This is a genomic window from Nocardia sp. JCM 34519.1 (assembly GCF_020361265.1).
In the GTDB taxonomy this organism is placed as follows: domain Bacteria; phylum Actinomycetota; class Actinomycetes; order Mycobacteriales; family Mycobacteriaceae; genus Nocardia; species Nocardia arthritidis_A.
On sequence record NZ_JAIRBR010000038.1, the window covers coordinates 1 to 18,687 of the forward strand.

Sequence of the window (18,687 nt, forward strand, 5' to 3'; positions counted from 1 at the left end):
CGGTGCACCCGCCACCCCCACCTTGCGCCCCCCCCCCCCCCCAACCCCCCCCCCCCCCCCCCCGCCCCCCCCCCCCCCCCCCCCCGGGGGGGGGGGGGGGGGCCCCCCCCCCCCCCCTCGACCCGATCTCAGTTGAGGAACTGCTCGACGGCTACGCCGCTGCCCCGCCACTGCGCGGGATCCACCAGCAGGATGTCGACCGAACCGTTCGGCGCGGCCGCCGCCTCGCCGACCACGTCGGCGAAGGTGACCAGCCGGTTGGTGTAGCGCGGGTTGTCCGGGATCGTCGAATCGGGATCCAGTTTGTACAGCCCGCCCGCGAGCGGCACGCTCAGCACCGCGGCCAACTTGCTCTTGCTCAGCTCGACGGTGTCCTCGTGACTGAGCCGGATCGTCGAGTTGACGCCGACCGGTTTCGGGCCGTGCAGTTCGATGGCGGCGGCATCGCCCGCGCCGACCGCCGCCGCCGCGAGCGCGCCACCGGCCGCGATCCCGATTACCGTGACAGCATTGCGAATTCGCATGGTTGAAACTCCAAATCCGTTACCCGGCAAAAGAAATGGGTTCAACCTAGCAATGTCGCCCGGTCGGCGCAGCCCGAACAATCATTGGGCTCAGCGCAGGGACTGCGTCACGGCGTAATTCGCCCCGTCGTTCTCGGCCGGATCCGTCAAACCGATGCCGATATGGCCGTTGGGCGCCGCGGCCGCCTCGTCGACCACGCCCGCGAAGGAAATATCGTCGGTGTAGGTGACCCCGTCGATCACCACACCCTCGTGGTGGTAAACGGACGCGCGGTCGATATAGAAGACGCCGCCGTTGGTGATCGGATCGTCCAGCATTCCGACGATCGGGCTGTTGTTCAGCGCGACGGTCTCGTTGTGGTCGAGCAGCACCCCGACGGTCATCTTGTCGGTCGCGATGACCGGCGTGAACGCGGCCGCGTTCCCCGCACCGATTCCGGTTGCGATGGCCGCACCCGCCGCGGCGATTCCCAGCCCCGCGACGGCAATACGAATACGCATGATGGATCTCCAAATCCCATACCCACCAACAGATGTGGCGTCGGCCCCCAGTTGCGCCAGCGACGCAACAGCTCAACGTAGCAGCGGGATGCCAGGAGCGTCGATGGCAATAAATTACCCAGTCGCCCGCGGCGCTCGGCGCTGAACTTACTTTTGAGTAAGATAGCTCGCATGACGAAAGAGACCGCGACGTACCGCGGCTGGAAGAAGCTGCCCGACAACCGGCTCGGGCACGCCCTGTTCTCGCTGGGCATGGTGGCGCGGGTGCCGTACTTCGGGACGGTGCTGCCGAGCGTCGTGCGGCTCGAACCGGGACTGTGCGAGGTGAGCGCGCCGAAGTGGTTCGGCATCCACAACCACCTCGGCACCTTTCACGCCATCGCGGCATGCAATCTGGCCGAGGTCGCCATGGGCATGTTGAGCGAGGCGACGGTGCCATCGACGCACCGCTGGATCCCCAAGGCGATGAACGTGCAGTACCTGGCCAAGGCCGAGACCGGGCTGCGCGCGGTGGCCAAGCTGCCGGAGGTCCCGGACTTCGCGCAGATCACCGAGGGACGCGACCTCATCGTTCCGGTGTCGATCTACGACAAGCACGGTCTGGAGGTGGTGCACGCCGACATCACCACCTGGGTGACGCCGAAATAGGCCCGCCCGTCACCCGACCACCACCTCTCATCGAATCGCTACGCGATGCTGAAATAAAAAAATCAACTCGGTCCGGCCGATCGACTCCGCTCGATCGGCCGGACGAGCCGGGCCGCATGGTCAGCAGGGGAGATTGCGGCCCTCGCCACCCAGCGCATTGAGCACTAGGGCGAGCGATCTTGGTTCGACGAGCAGGCTGGAGTGGGTCGCGGTGTCGGTGGGACACCCGTCCTGTATCCAGATATTGCGATCGGCCCCTTCGGCCGCGCTGAGCAGCGCGGTCTCGTTGGGCGTGATCACCTCGTCGGTGCGCGAGGCGATGGCGGTGTACCGGACGCCCGGTACCGTCTCACCGCCCGCATTGAGTGCGGTCAGAAAGGGCGAGCCGGGCAGCTGCTGCTGACCGGGCGCGCCGAAGACCTGCTGCGCGATCTGCGCGTTGGACAGGCCGAGCGAGGCCAGATCCGGGTAGGCGTCGCGCAGTCCGGCCCAGGTCGAGCCGCGGTACGGCGACCCGAGGGTGACCACGGTCGAGACCGCGGCCGCGCCGTTGGTTCGCAGGTATTGGCGAATTATGGTGCCGCCGGTGGAATGCCCGACCAGCGCCACCCGCTGCGCGCCGGTCGTATCCAGCGCGGACTGCACCACCTTCGCCAGATCTCGCGCCATCGCCGGAATGTCGGCGACGCCGTAGATCGTGCGTCCGTTCAGTGCCGCGCCGATCGACCCGAGGCCGGGCAGATTGGTTTTCCCGCTCGCCGCATCGGCCAGCGCGGGCGCCTTACCGATATCGGCGGCGAAGACACAGTATCCGGCCTGGGCGATGGCGGGGCCGAGCACACCGAAGCTGCGTTCCATATCCGTGCCCGAACCATGAACCAGCACAACGGGTTCCGGATGCGCCGCGGAGGGACGGCAGGACATGTCGTTGACCCCCGCGGGTGTGCCCACGGTGCTCAGCACCGGCGCGGCGGCGCCGGCGGGCGCGAAGGCGATGCCGAGCACGGCGGCCGACGCGATCAGCACGGCCAACCGGACGACCCGGTTACGGACACCCATCTCAAATCCCCAACGGAGCGGCAAGCACTGGCCAAGAGTTACGCAGTGCCTCATCCCAGTATCCCCACGAATGCGTGCCATCCGCACGAATGTCATATGTCGCCGGAATGCCCAGTTGATTCAGCCTGGTCTGCATATTGCGCGAGCAATAATTGGTTGCTGCCTCGATGGCGGAACCCTTGGTCATCTGCGCGAGGAATCCGTCCGGCCCGGGCAGCGAATACTTCCCGTTGTACACGTCATATTTTCCGGGCAGACCGCCGCCGCTGGAGATATAGATCGATTTGCCGCGCAGGCCCTCGGCCTGAACATAGGGATCATTGGCCCGCCAGAGCGGGTTGCCGAACGGCCCGTACATATTCTGGAAATCCACCTCGCCGTACGCCCCGACCACCTTCAGCAGGTCCTCGCCGACCGGATCGCTGATCTGCGCGCAACCGCTGTACGCCGCGACGCTCTGATACAGGTTGCCGCTGGTCTCGGCCAAGGCGAGCGAGCTGGTGCCGGACATGGAGAAGCCCGCGACGGCGTTGCGGCCGTTCGTCCCGAGGTATTTATCGATGACCGGCGGCAATTCGCTGGTCAGGAAGGTCCGCCACTTCTGGCGGCCCAGACGCGGGTCGTCGGTGATCCAGTCGGCGTAATAGCTCAGCATGCCGCCGACGGGGCTGACCACATTGATGTTCTTGTCCGCGAGAAACTGGAAGACCTCGGTGGCGCTCTTCCAGGTGATGCCGTCCTCACCGCCCGCAGCGCCCTGCAACAGGTAGAGCACCGGGCGCGGCGCCGAATTGTCGGCCGGACGCTGGATATCTATCGGAATATCTTTGTCCATGGCGGCCGAATGCACCATCACGGTGATCTTGCGCACGTCTTCCTGCTGCTGCACCGAAACGATCTTCGTTTCGGGCGCGGCATGTGCGTTTGCGGGCAACCCGAGCCCCACCACCGTGACTGCGCCCACCACGGCCGCCAGCACACCTGACCACCGGAGGCGACGACCTCGCATGATTCCCCTTTATAACCACCGACAAAACCAGGAACCCCGACGCTCCGAGGCCAGCTTAAGTTGGCGCACAACGGTTTTCACGACTGGAGTTGCAGGGCCAAGGGAATTCGGGGCACCGGGATCGGTAACGTATTTCGCACAGGAACAGATGCGTCGAGCCCCGCTTCCCGCGGGCCTGGTTGCGACTGCCGCCCGATAACCGATTGAATGCCTACATGAGTGACGGCGCGGTCCGGGAAGTTGATCTGTGCGTGGTCGGACTCGGGCCGACCGGCCGGGCGCTGGCCCATCGCGCGCTGCGGGCCGGCCTGCGCGTCACCGTGATCGATCCGCGTCCGGACCGGCTGTGGCCGCCGACCTATTCGTGCTGGATCGATGAACTGCCGGATTGGCTGCCACCCGGCGCGATCGCCACCCGCATCGCCGCGCCCACCGTGTGGACCGCGACCGAACACCGCATCCAGCGCCCGTACTGCGTGCTATCCAAAACCGGCCTGCGCGAAGCACTTCCGATCGACGACGCCACCGTGCACGCGGCGAGGGCGACCCGCGTCGACGCGCACGAGGTGGAGCTCGCCAACGGCACGATCGTCCGCGCCGCAACAGTTTTCGACACCAGGGGGCTGCCGTCGCTCGGCCGGCGCCGGGCGGCCAGCGCACACGGCATCTTCGTCGCCGCCGAGACCGCGGCACCGATGGTCGCCGACGGCGAAGGGCTGCTGCTGGATTGGCGGCCGGAGAACGGCGCGGGCCCGGACGAGCCGCCGTCGTTCCTGTACGCGGTGCCGCTCGGCGACGGAACGGTGATCTTCGAGGAGACCAGCCTCGGCCTGCGCGGCGGTATGCCGCAGCACGAGTTGCGCAGGCGGACACTGAATCGGCTCGCCGCGCACGGCATCCGGCTCACCGGGGACGAGCCGACCGAGGCCGCGCACTACCCGCTCGACCAGCGGCCGCCGAAAAAGGGTGTGGCCAAGGCCATTCCCTTCGGATCGCGGGGCGGCATGATGCATCCGTGCACCGGCTACAGCGTCGCCGATTCACTCGCGCTGGTGGACACCGCGATCGAGGCGGTGCGCACCGGCCGCGACCCCGTCGCCGAACTGTGGCCGTGGCAGGCGCGGCTGGTGTACTGGATGCGCATGCGCGGGCTGTGGGGCCTCGGCAGGCTCACCACCGACCAGTCCATCGCCATGTTCGAATCGTTCTTCAGCGCCGGGCCGCGCGGCCAGCGCGCCCTGCTGTCCGCACACGACGATTACGCCGCGCTCGGCGGGGTGCTGGTGAACACCGTCGCCCACACCTGGCCGTTCCGGTGGCGCTACGACCTGGTCGGCTGGACCAACCGGAACCGCTGGGTGGGATACGACTTCGGATCAAGCTCCGGTCTGCGCGGCGCGTTGATATCCGCGCACGGCCGGGTAGCCGAAGATGACGATCAAGCCGAGGGTCCAGGCGAGGGTCTTCAGTAGCGGCTCGGCGACCGGCCCGCCGTAGGACAACCCGCGCATCGCCTCGACGGCGCAACTCATCGGCTGGTTGGCCACGGTGGTCTGCAGCCAGATCGGATAGGCGCCGACCGGCACGAAGCCGGTGTTGAAGAACATCAGCAGCGTGGTGACGTTGCCGATGATGCTCACCACCAGGATGCCCTCGGTCACCGTCGCGATGGCCGTAACGAATACGGCGAACCCCAAGCCGAACAAGACCGGGATGCAGATCAACCCGAGTGCGGCCAGCGGACCCTGATCGAAGCGGAAACCGATCAGCAGGCCGACGAGGATCACGAACAACGTGGTGATCAGGACCCGAACCATCTCGGCGAGCAGCCGACCGGTCAAACCGGCGGCCCGGTGCGTCGGCATGGTCCAGAAGCGACCGAGCAGCCCGGTCATCTTCTCGCCCTTGAACCCGAGCGCGCTCACCATCGAACCGGCCATCGCCGCGATCAGCGTGCTCATCGGGACCTGGCCGTAGACGGCCGGTAGCCCGGTGGCGTTCTTGATGGCGTGGCTGAGCACGATATTGAACATCAGCAACGCGAATCCGGGGTACGCCAGCGTTTGAATGGTGGTCGCCGGATCGCGGGACCAACCGATCAGCAGTCGCTTGCACTGGATCAGGCTGTGCACGGCCCACGTGCGCAGCGCCCGTTCGGATTGCGGACCCGCGTCGGGAAGCAGTGCCCGGCGGTCGATTTCGCCGCTCGCCGCGTGGTCCATGGTCGCCTCGACAGTATTCATGAACGCCTCACGCTCGCCCAGATCGCCAGCGGGGTGAATACGAGCGCGAGCCCGATCACCCAAACCAGCGGAACCCGCAACACATCCCAGGTCACCCCGTTCGCCGCCATATCGCGCAGCGCGAACGAGAACTGGGAGATCGGCTGATTGCGCACGAACGGCCGAGTCCATTCCGGGAAGTTGCGTTCCGGAACGAATCCGCAGGAGAACATGCCGAGGATCAGCGTCGGAATGTTCAACGCCTGGCTCAGCGATTCCGGACTCTTGGTCAGGCTGCCCAACCCGTCGGCGCCGAGCGACAGGACCGTGCCGACCGCGAGTGCGAAGACGCAGAACAGAACGGCCTGCCCCCAACCGGCGACGAAGCGGAAGCCGATGACATGGCCGAAGGCGAGCGCCGCCGTCAACGAGACGCTCGAGCGGACGAATCCGGCCGCGATCCGCGAGGTCAACGGGACCAGCGCCCCGATCGGCATGGTTTGTAGCCGGGCGTTGAACCCGGTCATCGTCTCGAAGGCCGCCATCTGCGCATTCGACATCATCGTGAACGCCAGCGTCTGCAGCACGATGATCGGCATGACGTACTGCGCGTAGTCGACGCCCTGGACCTTCATCACGAACCGCAGCGGCAGATAGAAACCGACGGTGAACACCAGCGGTGTGATGACCGCGGCCGCCAGCTCACCCTTGGCCATGGTCCGGACGATGCGTGCGGTCAACGCGCGCCATTGATCGAAGGAGGACGGTCGAGCGACCGGCAGGTCGGCGAACAACGCCTCGTTGGTGCTGATGCGTTCGGCGGTCGGCGCGCTCATGCTCGCACCCCGCGATTGCTGATTCGCTCTCTCACGCGTGCCCGCCCGAATGCCCGGTGATGGATAGGAACACGTCGTCCAGTGACGGGCGGCGCAGCGCGATATCGGCTAGCTCGATACCGGCCGAGTCCAGCCTGCGCAGCGCCTCGGTGAGCGTGGCCGCGCCCTCCGGCGCCGGAATCGAAAGCCGGTCGCCGCCGTCGATTTCGCTGAGCACCCGCCCCGGCACCAGATCGCCCAGCGCGCTCGCCGCGATGCGCAGCTGCTTGGGGTCGAGCGGGACCACCTCGCAGTAGCTGCCGCCGGTCTTGGCCTTCAGCTCGTCGGCGGTGCCCTCGGCGATCACCGTGCCCTTATCGATGACGATGATGTTGTCGCTTAGCACATCGGCCTCTTCGAGGTACTGCGTGGTCAGCAGCACCGTGATGCCCTGTGATTTCAGCGCGGTCACCAGATCCCACACGCCCTGGCGGCTGCGGGGGTCGAGACCGGTGGTCGGCTCGTCGAGGAATACCACCTCCGGGCGTACGACCAGGCCGCAGGCGATATCGACGCGGCGGCGCATACCGCCCGAATAGTGGCGCACCGCACGGCGGCCCGCGCTCACCAGATCGAACTCCTCGAGCAGGATGTCGGCCCGCTTGCGCGCCGCGGACTTGGTGAGCCCCATCAACCTGCCGAACAGTTCCAGGTTCTCCCGGCCGGACAGGTTCTCGTCGAGTGCGGCGTACTGACCCGTCATCATGATCGAGCGGCGCACCCCGGCCGGATCCCGCAGCACATCGTGCCCGGCGACGACGGCGCTGCCCGAATCCGGGCGCAGCAGCGTCGAGAGGATTTTCACCGTTGTGGTCTTGCCCGCGCCGTTGGGTCCGAGGATGCCGAGGACGCTCGCCCGCGCGGCGGTGAAGCTGACGCCCTGCAATGCGTGCACGTCGCCGAACGACTTGTGTATGTCGTCGACAATGACCGCGAAATCGCCTGCAGGCGAAACAGCTTGGTTCAAGCTCGGCATCAACTCTCCACATTCGGCCCGGGTGCGGCGACGCTGGTCGCCGAGCGCACACATGATTTTCGTTTCCCCGGTAGGTGATCCGCAGCGCTCGGCGCGATGTTACCGGTTTGCACGGTTCTTCGCGGGCGCGCGCGTGGTACCCAATCGGGCGGCAGTTAATTGTGTCGTTACTCACACCCGACGGGGTCGTGCGAGTCGGCGCTGGTCGGCCGCCCACGGGCAGTGCAAGGGCGGCGATGGTGCCTTGTCGGGCTGCCTTACCGACCATAGTCTGCTAATTGGGGGATCCCAGAACTCACCGGTGGCCGTCGTCCGGCTTTCGAAACTGCGAGAGGTGACCATGGCCGAGTCCGCGCAGCCACAGGTGGCAGCGCATGCGGGAGGAACTGGCCGACCGAATGTGCTCACCTCATACGATCCGCGCACGGGCGAGATCGTCGGCAATTATGCGGTGATGAACGCGGGCGAGGTCAACCGGACCGTACGCGCCGCGCGCTCCGCCGAAAAGTGGTGGGCCGAGCTGGGTTTCAGCACCCGCAGGCGCTGGCTGCTCGATTGGAAACGCAGCATCGCAAGGCGGACAGGTGAATTGGTGGAGATCCTGTGCGAGGAAACCGGAAAGCCGGAGGCGGACGCGGCGATCGAGGTGATGCTCGCCGTCGAGAATCTGGACTGGGCGGCCCGTAACGCGGGGCGCGCGCTGGACCGTCGCAAGCTCGGCTCCACCTGGCTCACCCGCAATCAGCGTGCGTCCGTTGGCTATCTGCCACTCGGCGTGGTCGGCGTGCTCGGCCCGTGGAACAATCCGGTTTTCACACCGATGGGTTCGATCGCCTACGCCATGGCCGCGGGCAATGCGGTGGTCTTCAAGCCCAGCGAGCTCACCACCGGTGTCGGGGTGTGGCTGGCCGAGAGCTGGACCAGGCTTGCACCGAATCAACCTGTGCTGCAAGTAGTTACCGGCGATTCCGGAACCGCGGCGGCGCTGTGCCGGGCGCGAGTGGACAAAATCGCCTATGCCGGACTCGATGCCGGGGCGCGCGAGGTGATCGCCTGGTGCGCGCAAACCATGACGCCGGTGGTGGTCGAACGAAACGGCAAGGGCACCATGGTCGTTCACGTCGACGCCAAACTCGAGGAGGCGGCCGAGGCCGCGGTGTTCGGCGCGATGGCCAATGCCGGACAGAATCCGACCGGTATTCAGCGTGCCTACGTGGCGAATTCGGTGTACGAGCACTTCTTGGAACTGGTCATCGATCAGGCGCGTCAGTTGCGCCCCGGTGCGGACCGAAAAGCCTCCTACGGACCGATGATTCTGGAATCTCAGGTGGACGTGGTGCGCAAACAGGTGCGCGACGCCATCGCGCGCGGCGGCAAAGCCGTTGTCGGCGGCCTCGATTCGATCCGCGACCCGTATATCGAGCCGATCGTGCTCGCCGAGGTGCCGGAGGAGAGCCTCGCGGTCACCGGCGAGGCCATCGGCCCGGTGCTCATCGTGAACCGGGTCGCCGATATCGATGAGGCGGTGCGCCGGATCAACGCGGTCGGAAACGGCGACGCCGTCTCGGTTTTCACCAGGGATGTGCACAGCGTGGAGGCGGTCGCCGAACAGCTGCGGGTGGGTGTGGTGACGATCAATTCCTCCACCGCCTACCTCGGCATCCCGGCGCTGCCGTTCGGCGGTGTCGGCGAATACGGCCAGGGCCACCATCACGGCGAGCAAGGGCTGCGCGAGTTCAGCCGCACCCTGGCCATCGCCCGCAAGCGCTACCGCGCCCCGGTGAACCTGTCCACCTTCGACCGGCACCCACGTCATCTGCGCATGGCGCGCACCATCTTCCGGCTGCGGCACGGACGCTGACGAAATCCCGACTCCAGCGGGCTTGCCGCTGAGAGGCGGGATCGCACTACGCGTTCACGCCGAAGAGAACGCGGCCCGCGTACGCGGTGTCGAAGTATTCGCGGGCCTCGGCGATCTTGCCGTTCTCCAGGCGGAAGACTATCGCCACGTTGTTCACATACGGCTCACCGGATTTCGCGGTGGCCCGGGTAGTCCATTCGGCCAGCGCCAGCTCACCGTCGGCGAGCACGGTGCGCACATCCTGCTCCACCGGCTTGGTCATATCCATCCGGCCGATCATCTGGGCGACGAACTGTTCGAAGATCTCCTCCGGGCCGGTCCAGGTGCGCGAGGTGGGCAGCTCACCGAACAGAGTCCAGGTCGATTCCGATGTGAAGAACGAATATAGTTGCGCCGCATCACCTTTGCCGAGCGCATCGATGTAAGCCAGGATCGTTTCCCGGGTCTGTTCGGTGGTCATCGCGATCTCCTCTCAACGTGCTTCGATGGTCAGGACGGCGTTGCCGCGGATCCTGCGCCGGTTCAGGTCGGTCAGCGTCTCCGCCGTCGCGGTCCAGTCGGCGACCCTACCCAGTTCGGGGTGCAGGCGGTCGGCGGCCACCAGTTCGACGAGGGTGCGCAGGTCTTCGGCATCGGTGGTGTCGGCGACCCAGTGCGGGAAGTGCTTCAGCGTGAACGGCGTCGCCGACATGAGCTCGAAGAAGTCGAGCCGCACCGGTTGCAGACTTGCCTGCCCGAACCACAGCACCAGACCGCCCGGTTCGAGTTTGCGGATCGCCTCGGAAAAGACTTCACCGCCAACCGATTCCATGATCACGTCGTACCGGTCGGTGTCTGCGGCGATATCGGTGATCACCCGGGCGCCGAATTCGGCGAGGCGGCTGCCCCGTTCGGCGTCGGCAACCACTGCCGTCACCGATGCGCCTGCGGCCGTGAGCAATTCGACCAGGTAGTGTCCGACACCGCCGGACGCGCCGGTGAGCAGCACCCGGGCGCCGCGCGGCGCATCGATATGCCGCAGCAGCCGCAGCGCGGTGAGCCCGGCCAGCGGAAGTGCGGCGGCCACCTCATTCGGCACCGCATCCGGCAGTTCGGTGAGCGCGTCGGTGGCGACCGCGACGAGTTCGGCCCAGCCGCCGCCCGCGGCGTGGGCGACCACCCTGGCACCGACCGCGGGCCCGGACCCGTCGGCCGCCGCGACCACCACCCGGCCGACGACATCCTGGCCGGGCACTACACCCGGTGCGGTCGGCGTGCCGTAGACACCGGTGAGGGCAAGGATCTCGCCGCGATTCACCGAGAACGCCTCGACCCGGATCAGCGCCGCATCGGCCGCCGCCACCGGCTCGGGCACATCGGCCAGGCCCACCAGGATCTCATTACCGGTTGCTACCAGGGCTTTCATCTGGACTCCCCTATCGTCGTTCCAACGAGAACGACATTAAGAGCGTTGGTATCCAGATGTAAGAAGGCAGTAATTAGTGGTATAGGTACCTCGTGGATACCAACGCACCATATGACGTCTTCAATCTGAACTGCCCGTCGCGTGCGATCTTCGACCGGCTCGGTGAGCGCTGGACCGGCTTGGTGCTGCTGGCCCTCGACCCCGGACCGCGCCGGTTCTCCGAGCTGCGCAGGCAGGTGCAGGGCATCACGCAGAAGATGCTCACCCAGACGCTGCGCGGGCTGGAGCGCGACGGAATCGTCGAGCGCCGGGTGTTCCCCACCGTGCCGGTAACCGTCGAATACGAGCTCACCGCGCTCGGGCGCAGCCTGTGCACGGCGATCGACGGACTGCGCGCGTGGGCCGTCGAGCATATCGATGAAATCTCAGCGGCCAGAGCCGAATACGAGCAGGCGGGTTAAACCCAGTTCTCGATCCAGTACTTCCAGATCAGCGCGGCGTACGCGGCCAGCGGCGGCACCTTGATATCGGTGCCCGCGAGCGCCGCAGTGGTGTTGCGGCAGTCGAACCAGCAGGTGAATTCGCTGTGCTCCAACACATCCAGCGGCACGCCCACCCTGGGCAGCACCCAGCCCGCGCCCGGAAATCGCAGCACCATGTCGAGCGTGCGCTTGGGCATCACCTCGACCAGATGCGGTGCGCCCGCCTCGTCGGCGAACAGGTTCAGCGCCTCGACCGCGCTGTGTCTGCGCGGATCCACCAGATGGTAGGTCATCTCGGTCGAACCCGGCTGGTGCGCAATGTGATCCAGCGCCCGCGCGACGAAATCGACCGGCACCATATTGGTTTCGCCGAGTCGCGGCACCAGCACGGGCAGAATGCGCGGCAATTGCGCGCCCATCCGCAGCAGTCGGAAGAAGTAGTAGGGACCGTCGATCCGGTCGATCTCACCGGTGCGCGAATGCCCGATGACGATGGACGGCCGGTAGATCCGCCACGGCAGCGCGGCGCCGCGCACGATCCGCTCCGCCTCGAATTTCGCCCGCTGATACGGCGTCGTCAGCAGCTGGCCGCGGTCGAACATACTCTCGGTGAACAGCCCCTCCGCCGAGCCCGCCACCTCGACCGTCGAAACATGATGCAGCATCCCGGCTTTCAGATCCTCGGCGACGTCGACGACATGCCGGGTGCCGCCGCCGCTCTCGGTCGTGTCGTAGCCGGCGGCCAGGTGGAATACGTGGTCGATGGTCCCGCGCCGGGCGGCCAGCCACTCCGGATCAATGCCGAGTCCGGGCGCGCCGAGGTCACCGCGCACCGGGCGCACCCGGTCACCGGCGGCCCACTCGTGCGCACAACAGGCGAACCGGTCGGCCGACTCCGCGCCGGGACGGACCAGGACGTGGATATCGCCCTGCCGTTTCAGCAGCTCGGGGATGAGGAACCGACCGATGAACCCAGTCGCTCCGGTAACCAGGTAAGCCATAGCCAAATAACATATCTTGCGGCACCAGCTCGGATGTGCCCGGGATCACATCGCTCAGTCGGCGAAGACCGGCTTGCGTTTGGTGAGCATCGCGGTCGCGCCCTCGATGAAGTCCGGCGACTGCAAAAGCTCTGTCTGCCCGGACTTTTCGGTGGCCAGTGCCTGGTCGAGCGCGCCGAGGGTCGCCCGGTTCAGCGCCCGCTTGGTGAGCTCGATGGCGCGGCGCGGACCGTTCGCGAGCTTGGCGGCCGCCGCCTCGACCTTGGCATCGAGCTCCTCGGCGGGCACCACGGCGGTGAACAACCCGGCCTGTTTGGCGGCGGGTGCGGGCAGCCGCTCGCCGAGCAGCGCCATTTCCGCCGCCAGCGGACGACCCGCCGCGGCCGCGACCATGGCCGCCGCGCCGCCGTCGGGCATCAGGCCGATATTGATGAAGGCGAGCAGCAGGTAGGCGTCATCGCTGGCATAGACCAGGTCGGCGGCCAACGCGATGCCGACGCCGACGCCGGCGGCCGCGCCCCGCAGCCGGGCGATCACCGGAACCGGAACGTCCACAATGGATTTCACCACCCGGTTGGCCGCATCCATCACCATGTCGGAGGTGATGCCGCGGGCCGCCTCGGCGGGGCTGGCCGCCAGGTCCGCGCCGGTGCAGAAGTCGCCGCCCGCCCCGGTCAGTACGATGACCCGCACCACGCGGTCCTGCGCCGCGGCCAGGAAGGCGTCGCCGAGGCCGACCATCGTGTCGTAGTCGATGGCGTTTTTGCGCTTCGGGTTGGTCAGGGTGATCCGCAGCACCTTGCCGTCCTGGACGGCGGAGAAATTCGCGCGGCGCTGCGCGGAATCGTCGTTGCTCATCTGTGCTCCTGGTGTGCGAATCGGCGGGCGCGACGCCCTGAATAGTGGTTAACTTTGCGAATTGTGGTTAACTTAGGTTGATTTGTCCGGCGCTGTCAACAGGCGCGCCGCGGGAGAACGGAGAGCTACATGGTCGCGGAACGCAGCGAGGTCGACCTCGCTCCGGCGCGGCCTGAGGTGGTGCGGCGGCGGCCGAAGGATCGCAAGGTCCAGATCATCCGGGCCGCCGCGCGCGCGTTCAGCGAACGCGGGTACTACCCGGTCGGCGTCGACGAGATCGCCGCCGAGGTCGGCATCTCGGGCCCCGCGCTGTATCGGCATTTCACCAATAAGTACGCGCTGCTCGTCGCCTGCGCGGAAGAAGGGGCGAAACATCTCGTCGATGTCGCGCACCGGGCCGACGATCCGGCGCTCGAACCGGAACAGCGACTGGACGCCCTGATCAGAGCGATCGGCGAGCACACCATCGAGATCCGCCGCGAGGCAGGGCTGTACCGCTGGGAGCGGCGTTACCTGGAACCCGACGACCGGGCCCGCATCCGCAAAATCTACGACGAACTCAATGCCGCACTGGCCGAACCGATTTCGCAGCTGCGCCCGCAATCGCCGCTGGAGGATGTCGCGATGCTGGCCGCTGCGGTGCTCAGCGTGCTCGCCAGCATCTCCGCCCACCGCACCGCGCTGTCCGGTTCCCGGCTGCTGCCGCTGCTGCGGGATATGTCGTGGTCGCTGCTGCGGGCCGACCTGCCGCCCGCACCCACCCGGCCGGACGGCGGCCCCGCGACGCGCGGCCTGCCGATCACCTCGAAACGCGAACAGCTGCTCACCGAGGCCATCCGCATCTTCGGCAGACAGGGCTATCACGAGGCCAGCATCGAGGAGATCGGCGCGGCCGTCGGCATCAACGCCTCCAGCGTCTACCGCTATTTCACCAGCAAATCCGATCTGCTCGCCGCCGCCTTCCACCGCACCGGCGACCGGGTCGCCATCGCCATCACCGAGGCGCTGGCCGAGGCGACCAGCCGCGCCGACGCCGTCTCCCGCATCGCCGAACGCCAGGCCCGCCTGACCTTCTCGATGCCCGAGATCATGCCCGTCTACTACGCGGAATTCAGCAACCTGCCCGCCGCCGAACAACACCGGCTGCGCGCCATCCAACGCCAGAACGTGCTGGAATGGGCCAACCTCCTCGACGGCGACCCGATCGAAGCGCGCTTCCGCGTACACGCGGCGATCGGCCAGGTCATCGACGTGGGACGGCTGATCAAATTCGACTCGCGTCCGGAACAGATCGCGCGAGTGCATACGCTGATGCTCGCGGTGCTGTTGGGGTCGGGCGAGTCGCCCTCTTAACGGGTAACCCTGTGCCACACGGCATCTCGGATCCAGCTCCGGCCGCTTTCATCGGATGATTCCTCATCGCGGTGCGGCCGAAGTCGATTAGGATCGGCCCGGAATAGCCGGTTGTGCTCGGCGGTCTCGCCGGGTCTGGGGGGCCGTGATGCGAGATCGTAGGTATGTCAGGAACTTTCGACTGCTGATTATCGGGCTGGTAACCAGCATGGTCGGTGATTCGTTGATGCTGCTGGTATTCGGCATCTGGGTGCAGTCGCTCACCGGATCCAGCAGCGCGGCCGGGCTGGTGATCGCCGTGATGGCCGCGCAGGCGGTCATCGCCGTCCTCGGCGGTTCGGTGATCGACCGATTCCGACGGCGGCCCTTCCTGATCTGGACCTACCTGTTGTCGACGCTGATCGCGGTGCCGCTGTTCGCGGTGCACGACCGGGGTGACGTCTGGCTGATTTTCCTATCGGCCGCGCTGTACGGCCTGTCCATGGTCGTAGCCGGCTCCACGCTGAACGGTCTACTGCAGCAGCTGATTCCGGCGACGGAGCTGGCACGGACCAACGGCATGCTGCAGTCGGTGAAGGAGGGATTGCGCCTGCTCGGACCGCTCGCCGGGGCGGGACTGTTCGCACTGATGGTCGGGGCCGTTGTCGGTGCGATCGACGCGGTGAGCTTCATCGTTGCCGCAGTGGCGATTTGGCTGATCCGGTTGGATGAACCCCGCCCGGAGCGCGGCGGCGGTAAATGGCTGGCCGAATTCGTCGCGGGTGCGCGGTTCATCGGCACGGATGCGGGGCTGCGCGCCGTGGCAGTCAGCGGTGCCGTCGGCTGGTGCGCCATCGGCATGATCGAATCCGTCGCCTATGCGATCATCGCGGGGCTCGGAAAACCGCCGGAATTCATGGGCGTGATCTCGGTCGCGCAGGGTATCGGAGCTATCCTCGGCGGTTTGGGTGCGGCAATCCTGATCACTCGATACGGTGAATTGTCGGTGCTCGCAGCCGGTTTCGCGGCATTCGGGATCGGGGTCGTCGGCTGCGTCATCCGTTCGCTGCCGGTGGTGCTCGGGAGCAAGGCGGTGATCGGTGTCGGGATCACGCTCATTGCCGTCGGGATGTCGACGATGGTGCAGCGGCGGGTGCCCGCGCGATTGATGGGCCGGACCTCCATCGCGCTGGAGCTCATGCACACTGTGCCGCAGACCAGCGCGATTACCGTGGGCGCCATTCTGATCCTCGTCATCGATTATCGGCTGGTGCTGCTCATGATGGGTGCGATCGCCGCCGGGGCGACAGTGCTGCTGTGGTCCAAACGCAAACTGACCGGGCAGATTTCGGCCGAATCGACGGTGCGGTAACGGGGTTACGCTTCGCCGGTCAATTGCCGGTCAAAGTCAGGTAGATCAGCAGGATGTTGAGTCCGGTAATGACGACAGCCACTATCCACGCGAAAAACGTTGTGACGCGATGGTTTACGTCAGACCCCATCAGCGCGCGGTCGCTGGTGAACCGGACCAGCGGGATCAGGGCGAAGGGGATGCCGAAGGAGAGCACCACCTGGGAGACGATGAGTGCGCGGGTGGGGTCGAAGCCGATGGCGAGGATCGCGATGGCGGGGATGAGGGTTATCAAGCGGCGCAGCAGGATCGGGATCTGCCGGTGCAGCAGACCTTCCATGATCATCGCGCCCGCGTATGCGCCGACGGAGGTGGAGGCCAGGCCGGAGGCGAGCAGTCCGACCGCCAAAAGCAGTGCGGCCGTTGGGCCGAGGGCGTCACGGACGGCGGCGTGCGCGGCCTCGATGGTGTCGACATCGTCGCGGCCGCCGAAGGTGTGCGCGGCCATCAGCAGCATCGCCAGGTTGACGGCGCCCGCGATGACCATCGCGATGCCGACATCATATTTGTTGACCCGCAACAACTTTGCCCGCGCGACGCCCGGTTCCTGATGCCCGTGGCGGTCGCGGGCGAGCCCGGAGTGCAGGTATATGGCGTGCGGCATCACGGTGGCGCCGATCATGGCCGCGGCGAGCAGCACGCTTTGGGTGCCGTCGAAGCGCGGCAACAGGCCCGCCGCGGCATCGGCGATCGGGGGCGGCGAAATAACCAGGCTGGCAACGAATCCGACGGATATCACCGCGAGCAGGCCGATGATCACCCGCTCGAACGGCCGCTGTCCGCCACGATTCTGCACCGCGAGCAGACCCATCGACACCACACCGGTGATCAGGCCGCCCACCACCAACGGCAGGTGGAACAGCAGGTTCAACGCGATGGCGCCACCCACCACCTCGGCGAGATCGGTTGCCATCGCGGCCAATTCGGCTTGCGCCCAATAAGCCAGTCGCACCGGCCTTTTCGCGCGGTCACGCACCACCTCGGGCAGGGTGCGGCCGGTGACCAGGCCGAGTTTGGCCGAGAGGAACTGCACCTGCGCGGCCATGATGTTGGCCATCACGATCACCCAGACCAGCAGGTACCCGTACTGCGCACCGGCGCTCACATTGGATGCGACATTGCCGGGATCGACGTAGGCGATGGCCGCGACGAAGGCGGGCCCGAGCAGCACCGTGGCCGCCCGCGCCCGCTGTGACGCGGATCGAGCGCTGCCGGCCAAACTGGTACTCACCAATCAGATTTTACGGGTCTCCGAACTTTTTCGTTAGGGCATGCGGTTGAGAAAGAGATCACCCCCGGTCGCAATGCGCGACCGGGGGCGATCCGAAGAAATCGCCGCTCAGAGGCCGAGACCCTTGGCCAGGGTCGGCCAGGACTCCTGCAGCTCATCGCGCCAGTAGCCCCACGAGTGGGTGCCGTTGGGCTGGAAGTTGAAGGTGGCCGGGATGCCCAGCTCATTCAGCTTGTTCTGCAGGTTGTGGGTGCAGTAGTTGGTGCCCGCCTCGATCACACCGCCGATGAGCACCTGATTCGCCAGACCGTAGGCGCCGGGCAGCGCGTACTTGTTGTCGAGGGTGTCGTACGGGCCGGGGATACCGTTGCCGGAGGAGATGTAGAGATCCACACCACGCAGGCCCTCGGCGTGCACGTACGGGTCATTGGCCGCCCAATCCGGCGAGCCGACCGGACCCCACATGTTGTCGGTGTTGCCGCCGCCCCAGGTCTCGACCGTCAGCTTGACGAACCGCGAGCCGACCGGGTCCGAGGTCTGCGCGCAACCCGAGTAAGCCGCGGCCGCCTTGAACAGGCCCGGCTTCGCGATCGGCAGCGCGAGCACGGTGGTGCCCGAGGTGGAAAGGCCCGCAATGGCATTCACGCCATTGGTGCCGAGCGCACCGTCGACCAGCGGGGGCAGTTCCTCGGTGAAGAAGGTCTTCCACTTGTTGCGGCCCAGTACCGGGTCGTCCTTGATCCAGTCGGTGTAGTAGCTCCACTTGCCGCCGATCGGCTGGATCACGTTGACGTTTTTGTCCGAAAGGAACTGCAGCGCATCGGTCTTGGCCTGCCAGGAGGCGTCGTCCTGACCGCCGCCCGCGCCGTTGAGCAGGTACAGCGACGGCCGCGGCACCGATGCGTCGGCCGGGCGCTGCACGTCGATGATCACCTTCTGATCCATCGCCGCCGAATACACGTAGAGCCGGATGTTCCGGTCGTCCTTGTACTCCGCCTTGGTGATCTTGGAGCCGTCGGGTGCGGTCGGGTTGGCCAGCAGCGCCTTGCCAGTGATGATCGGATCCGCCGCCGACGCGGGGGCTGCGCCGATTCCGGATATGACGCCCGCGAATACTGCGGTTGCCGCGATCATCGCCCCGGCTCGTGCGCCGCGGCGCCGGATGAGTCGACGCATAAAGTTCACACCTTCGCTTCGTATCGGATTTCGATAAGGCCCCCGAAGTTCGGGTCGGCGCCGAAACGCCTTGCCCGACCCTACGGCCTAATCAGTCGTTACAAAAGGGGACATCG

At 66.6% G+C, this 18,687-nt stretch carries 19 protein-coding genes; 6 read left to right on the plus strand and 13 right to left on the minus strand.

Going from position 1 to position 18,687, the window contains the following annotated elements; all coding sequences use genetic code 11:
• Positions 1-128 precede the first annotated feature (128 nt).
• On the minus strand, positions 129-524 hold the full coding sequence (locus LGY53_RS42545) for a hypothetical protein (RefSeq protein ID WP_225732355.1): 396 nt from the start codon (positions 522-524) through the stop codon (positions 129-131).
• A gap of 90 nt (positions 525-614) precedes the next feature.
• The gene (locus tag LGY53_RS42550; protein WP_225732356.1) at positions 615-1,025 is read right to left on the minus strand and encodes a hypothetical protein; all 411 of its coding nucleotides are present in this window, start codon (positions 1,023-1,025) and stop codon (positions 615-617) included.
• A gap of 171 nt (positions 1,026-1,196) precedes the next feature.
• Between LGY53_RS42550 and LGY53_RS42555 the strand changes: the two genes are divergently transcribed.
• Positions 1,197-1,673, plus strand: coding sequence for a hotdog fold domain-containing protein (locus LGY53_RS42555; protein ID WP_167472055.1), 477 nt, complete (start codon positions 1,197-1,199; stop codon positions 1,671-1,673).
• Between the two features lie 120 nt (positions 1,674-1,793).
• Here LGY53_RS42555 and LGY53_RS42560 read toward each other — a convergent pair whose 3' ends face one another.
• Together LGY53_RS42560 and LGY53_RS42565 are read right to left on the minus strand one after the other, a co-directional pair.
• Positions 1,794-2,732 carry a triacylglycerol lipase gene (locus LGY53_RS42560; RefSeq protein WP_225732357.1) on the minus strand — a complete coding sequence of 313 codons (939 nt, stop codon included), beginning with the start codon at positions 2,730-2,732 and terminating at the stop codon, positions 1,794-1,796.
• A gap of 1 nt (position 2,733) precedes the next feature.
• Positions 2,734-3,699 (minus strand): alpha/beta hydrolase family protein, encoded by a 966-nt coding sequence (locus LGY53_RS42565; protein ID WP_225732358.1) that lies wholly within the window; start codon positions 3,697-3,699, stop codon positions 2,734-2,736.
• A 257-nt stretch (positions 3,700-3,956) separates the two neighbouring features.
• Here LGY53_RS42565 and LGY53_RS42570 point away from each other — a divergent pair, with 257 nt between their 5' ends.
• Entirely contained in the window at positions 3,957-5,213 is a 1,257-nt protein-coding gene (locus tag LGY53_RS42570; RefSeq protein WP_225732359.1) for a lycopene cyclase family protein, read from the plus strand.
• Here LGY53_RS42570 and LGY53_RS42575 read toward each other — a convergent pair.
• Genes LGY53_RS42575 through LGY53_RS42585 form a run of 3 tightly spaced genes read right to left on the minus strand, consistent with a single transcriptional unit; the run spans position 5,118 to position 7,814 of the window.
• Positions 5,118-5,984, minus strand: coding sequence for an ABC transporter permease (locus LGY53_RS42575; protein WP_308103112.1), 867 nt, complete (start codon positions 5,982-5,984; stop codon positions 5,118-5,120). The two genes, LGY53_RS42570 and LGY53_RS42575, sit on opposite strands and share 96 nt — an antisense overlap.
• Positions 5,981-6,799 (minus strand): ABC transporter permease, encoded by an 819-nt coding sequence (locus LGY53_RS42580; protein ID WP_225732360.1) that lies wholly within the window; start codon positions 6,797-6,799, stop codon positions 5,981-5,983. The genes LGY53_RS42575 and LGY53_RS42580 overlap by 4 nt, the downstream gene beginning before the upstream one ends.
• 31 nt (positions 6,800-6,830) lie before the next feature.
• The gene (locus LGY53_RS42585) at positions 6,831-7,814 is read right to left on the minus strand and encodes an ATP-binding cassette domain-containing protein (RefSeq protein ID WP_167472050.1); all 984 of its coding nucleotides are present in this window, start codon (positions 7,812-7,814) and stop codon (positions 6,831-6,833) included.
• 340 nt (positions 7,815-8,154) lie between these two features.
• On the opposite strand from LGY53_RS42585, the gene LGY53_RS42590 reads away from it, so the two are divergent.
• Positions 8,155-9,675, plus strand: coding sequence for an aldehyde dehydrogenase family protein (locus LGY53_RS42590; protein ID WP_225732369.1), 1,521 nt, complete (start codon positions 8,155-8,157; stop codon positions 9,673-9,675).
• A gap of 46 nt (positions 9,676-9,721) precedes the next feature.
• Here the strand turns inward: LGY53_RS42590 and LGY53_RS42595 are convergent, their stop codons facing one another.
• Both LGY53_RS42595 and LGY53_RS42600 read right to left on the minus strand, forming a co-directional pair.
• Positions 9,722-10,135 (minus strand): nuclear transport factor 2 family protein, encoded by a 414-nt coding sequence (locus LGY53_RS42595; RefSeq protein ID WP_225732361.1) that lies wholly within the window; start codon positions 10,133-10,135, stop codon positions 9,722-9,724.
• A 12-nt stretch (positions 10,136-10,147) separates the two neighbouring features.
• A complete protein-coding gene (locus LGY53_RS42600; protein WP_225732362.1) occupies positions 10,148-11,080 on the minus strand; it encodes a zinc-binding dehydrogenase in 933 nt (310 codons plus the stop codon).
• Between the two features lie 92 nt (positions 11,081-11,172).
• On the opposite strand from LGY53_RS42600, the gene LGY53_RS42605 reads away from it, so the two are divergent.
• The gene (locus LGY53_RS42605; RefSeq protein ID WP_225732363.1) at positions 11,173-11,541 is read left to right on the plus strand and encodes a helix-turn-helix domain-containing protein; all 369 of its coding nucleotides are present in this window, start codon (positions 11,173-11,175) and stop codon (positions 11,539-11,541) included.
• Here the strand turns inward: LGY53_RS42605 and LGY53_RS42610 are convergent.
• Both LGY53_RS42610 and LGY53_RS42615 read right to left on the minus strand, forming a co-directional pair.
• Positions 11,538-12,563, minus strand: coding sequence for an SDR family oxidoreductase (locus LGY53_RS42610; protein WP_225732364.1), 1,026 nt, complete (start codon positions 12,561-12,563; stop codon positions 11,538-11,540). The two genes, LGY53_RS42605 and LGY53_RS42610, sit on opposite strands and share 4 nt — an antisense overlap.
• Before the next feature lie 54 nt (positions 12,564-12,617).
• Positions 12,618-13,421, minus strand: a complete 804-nt coding sequence (locus LGY53_RS42615; protein WP_225732365.1) for an enoyl-CoA hydratase — start codon at positions 13,419-13,421, stop codon at positions 12,618-12,620.
• Between the two features lie 129 nt (positions 13,422-13,550).
• On the opposite strand from LGY53_RS42615, the gene LGY53_RS42620 reads away from it, so the two are divergent.
• Complete coding sequence (locus LGY53_RS42620; protein ID WP_225732366.1) at positions 13,551-14,774, plus strand: TetR/AcrR family transcriptional regulator; 1,224 nt, start codon at positions 13,551-13,553, stop codon at positions 14,772-14,774.
• Positions 14,775-14,922: 148 nt separating this feature from the next.
• The gene (locus tag LGY53_RS42625; protein WP_225732367.1) at positions 14,923-16,125 is read left to right on the plus strand and encodes an MFS transporter; all 1,203 of its coding nucleotides are present in this window, start codon (positions 14,923-14,925) and stop codon (positions 16,123-16,125) included.
• A gap of 19 nt (positions 16,126-16,144) precedes the next feature.
• Here the strand turns inward: LGY53_RS42625 and LGY53_RS42630 are convergent, their stop codons facing one another.
• A complete protein-coding gene (locus LGY53_RS42630; RefSeq protein WP_374111324.1) occupies positions 16,145-17,395 on the minus strand; it encodes an Nramp family divalent metal transporter in 1,251 nt (416 codons plus the stop codon).
• A 108-nt stretch (positions 17,396-17,503) separates the two neighbouring features.
• On the minus strand, positions 17,504-18,529 hold the full coding sequence (locus LGY53_RS42635) for an alpha/beta hydrolase family protein (RefSeq protein ID WP_225732371.1): 1,026 nt from the start codon (positions 18,527-18,529) through the stop codon (positions 17,504-17,506).
• Positions 18,530-18,687 lie beyond the last annotated feature (158 nt).

Excerpts from the sequence above, each read along its gene's own strand:
- LGY53_RS42545 (WP_225732355.1), bottom strand. The coding sequence starts at position 524 with ATGCGAATTCGCAATGCTGTCACGGTAATCGGGATCGCGGCCGGTGGC.
- LGY53_RS42550 (WP_225732356.1), bottom strand. The coding sequence starts at position 1,025 with ATGCGTATTCGTATTGCCGTCGCGGGGCTGGGAATCGCCGCGGCGGGT.
- LGY53_RS42555 (WP_167472055.1), top strand. The coding sequence starts at position 1,197 with ATGACGAAAGAGACCGCGACGTACCGCGGCTGGAAGAAGCTGCCCGAC.
- LGY53_RS42560 (WP_225732357.1), bottom strand. The coding sequence starts at position 2,732 with ATGGGTGTCCGTAACCGGGTCGTCCGGTTGGCCGTGCTGATCGCGTCG.
- LGY53_RS42570 (WP_225732359.1), top strand. The coding sequence starts at position 3,957 with ATGAGTGACGGCGCGGTCCGGGAAGTTGATCTGTGCGTGGTCGGACTC.
- LGY53_RS42575 (WP_308103112.1), bottom strand. The coding sequence starts at position 5,984 with ATGAATACTGTCGAGGCGACCATGGACCACGCGGCGAGCGGCGAAATC.
- LGY53_RS42580 (WP_225732360.1), bottom strand. The coding sequence starts at position 6,799 with ATGAGCGCGCCGACCGCCGAACGCATCAGCACCAACGAGGCGTTGTTC.
- LGY53_RS42585 (WP_167472050.1), bottom strand. The coding sequence starts at position 7,814 with ATGCCGAGCTTGAACCAAGCTGTTTCGCCTGCAGGCGATTTCGCGGTC.
- LGY53_RS42590 (WP_225732369.1), top strand. The coding sequence starts at position 8,155 with ATGGCCGAGTCCGCGCAGCCACAGGTGGCAGCGCATGCGGGAGGAACT.
- LGY53_RS42595 (WP_225732361.1), bottom strand. The coding sequence starts at position 10,135 with ATGACCACCGAACAGACCCGGGAAACGATCCTGGCTTACATCGATGCG.
- LGY53_RS42600 (WP_225732362.1), bottom strand. The coding sequence starts at position 11,080 with ATGAAAGCCCTGGTAGCAACCGGTAATGAGATCCTGGTGGGCCTGGCC.
- LGY53_RS42610 (WP_225732364.1), bottom strand. The coding sequence starts at position 12,563 with ATGGCTTACCTGGTTACCGGAGCGACTGGGTTCATCGGTCGGTTCCTC.
- LGY53_RS42615 (WP_225732365.1), bottom strand. The coding sequence starts at position 13,421 with ATGAGCAACGACGATTCCGCGCAGCGCCGCGCGAATTTCTCCGCCGTC.
- LGY53_RS42620 (WP_225732366.1), top strand. The coding sequence starts at position 13,551 with ATGGTCGCGGAACGCAGCGAGGTCGACCTCGCTCCGGCGCGGCCTGAG.
- LGY53_RS42625 (WP_225732367.1), top strand. The coding sequence starts at position 14,923 with ATGCGAGATCGTAGGTATGTCAGGAACTTTCGACTGCTGATTATCGGG.
- LGY53_RS42635 (WP_225732371.1), bottom strand. The coding sequence starts at position 18,529 with ATGATCGCGGCAACCGCAGTATTCGCGGGCGTCATATCCGGAATCGGC.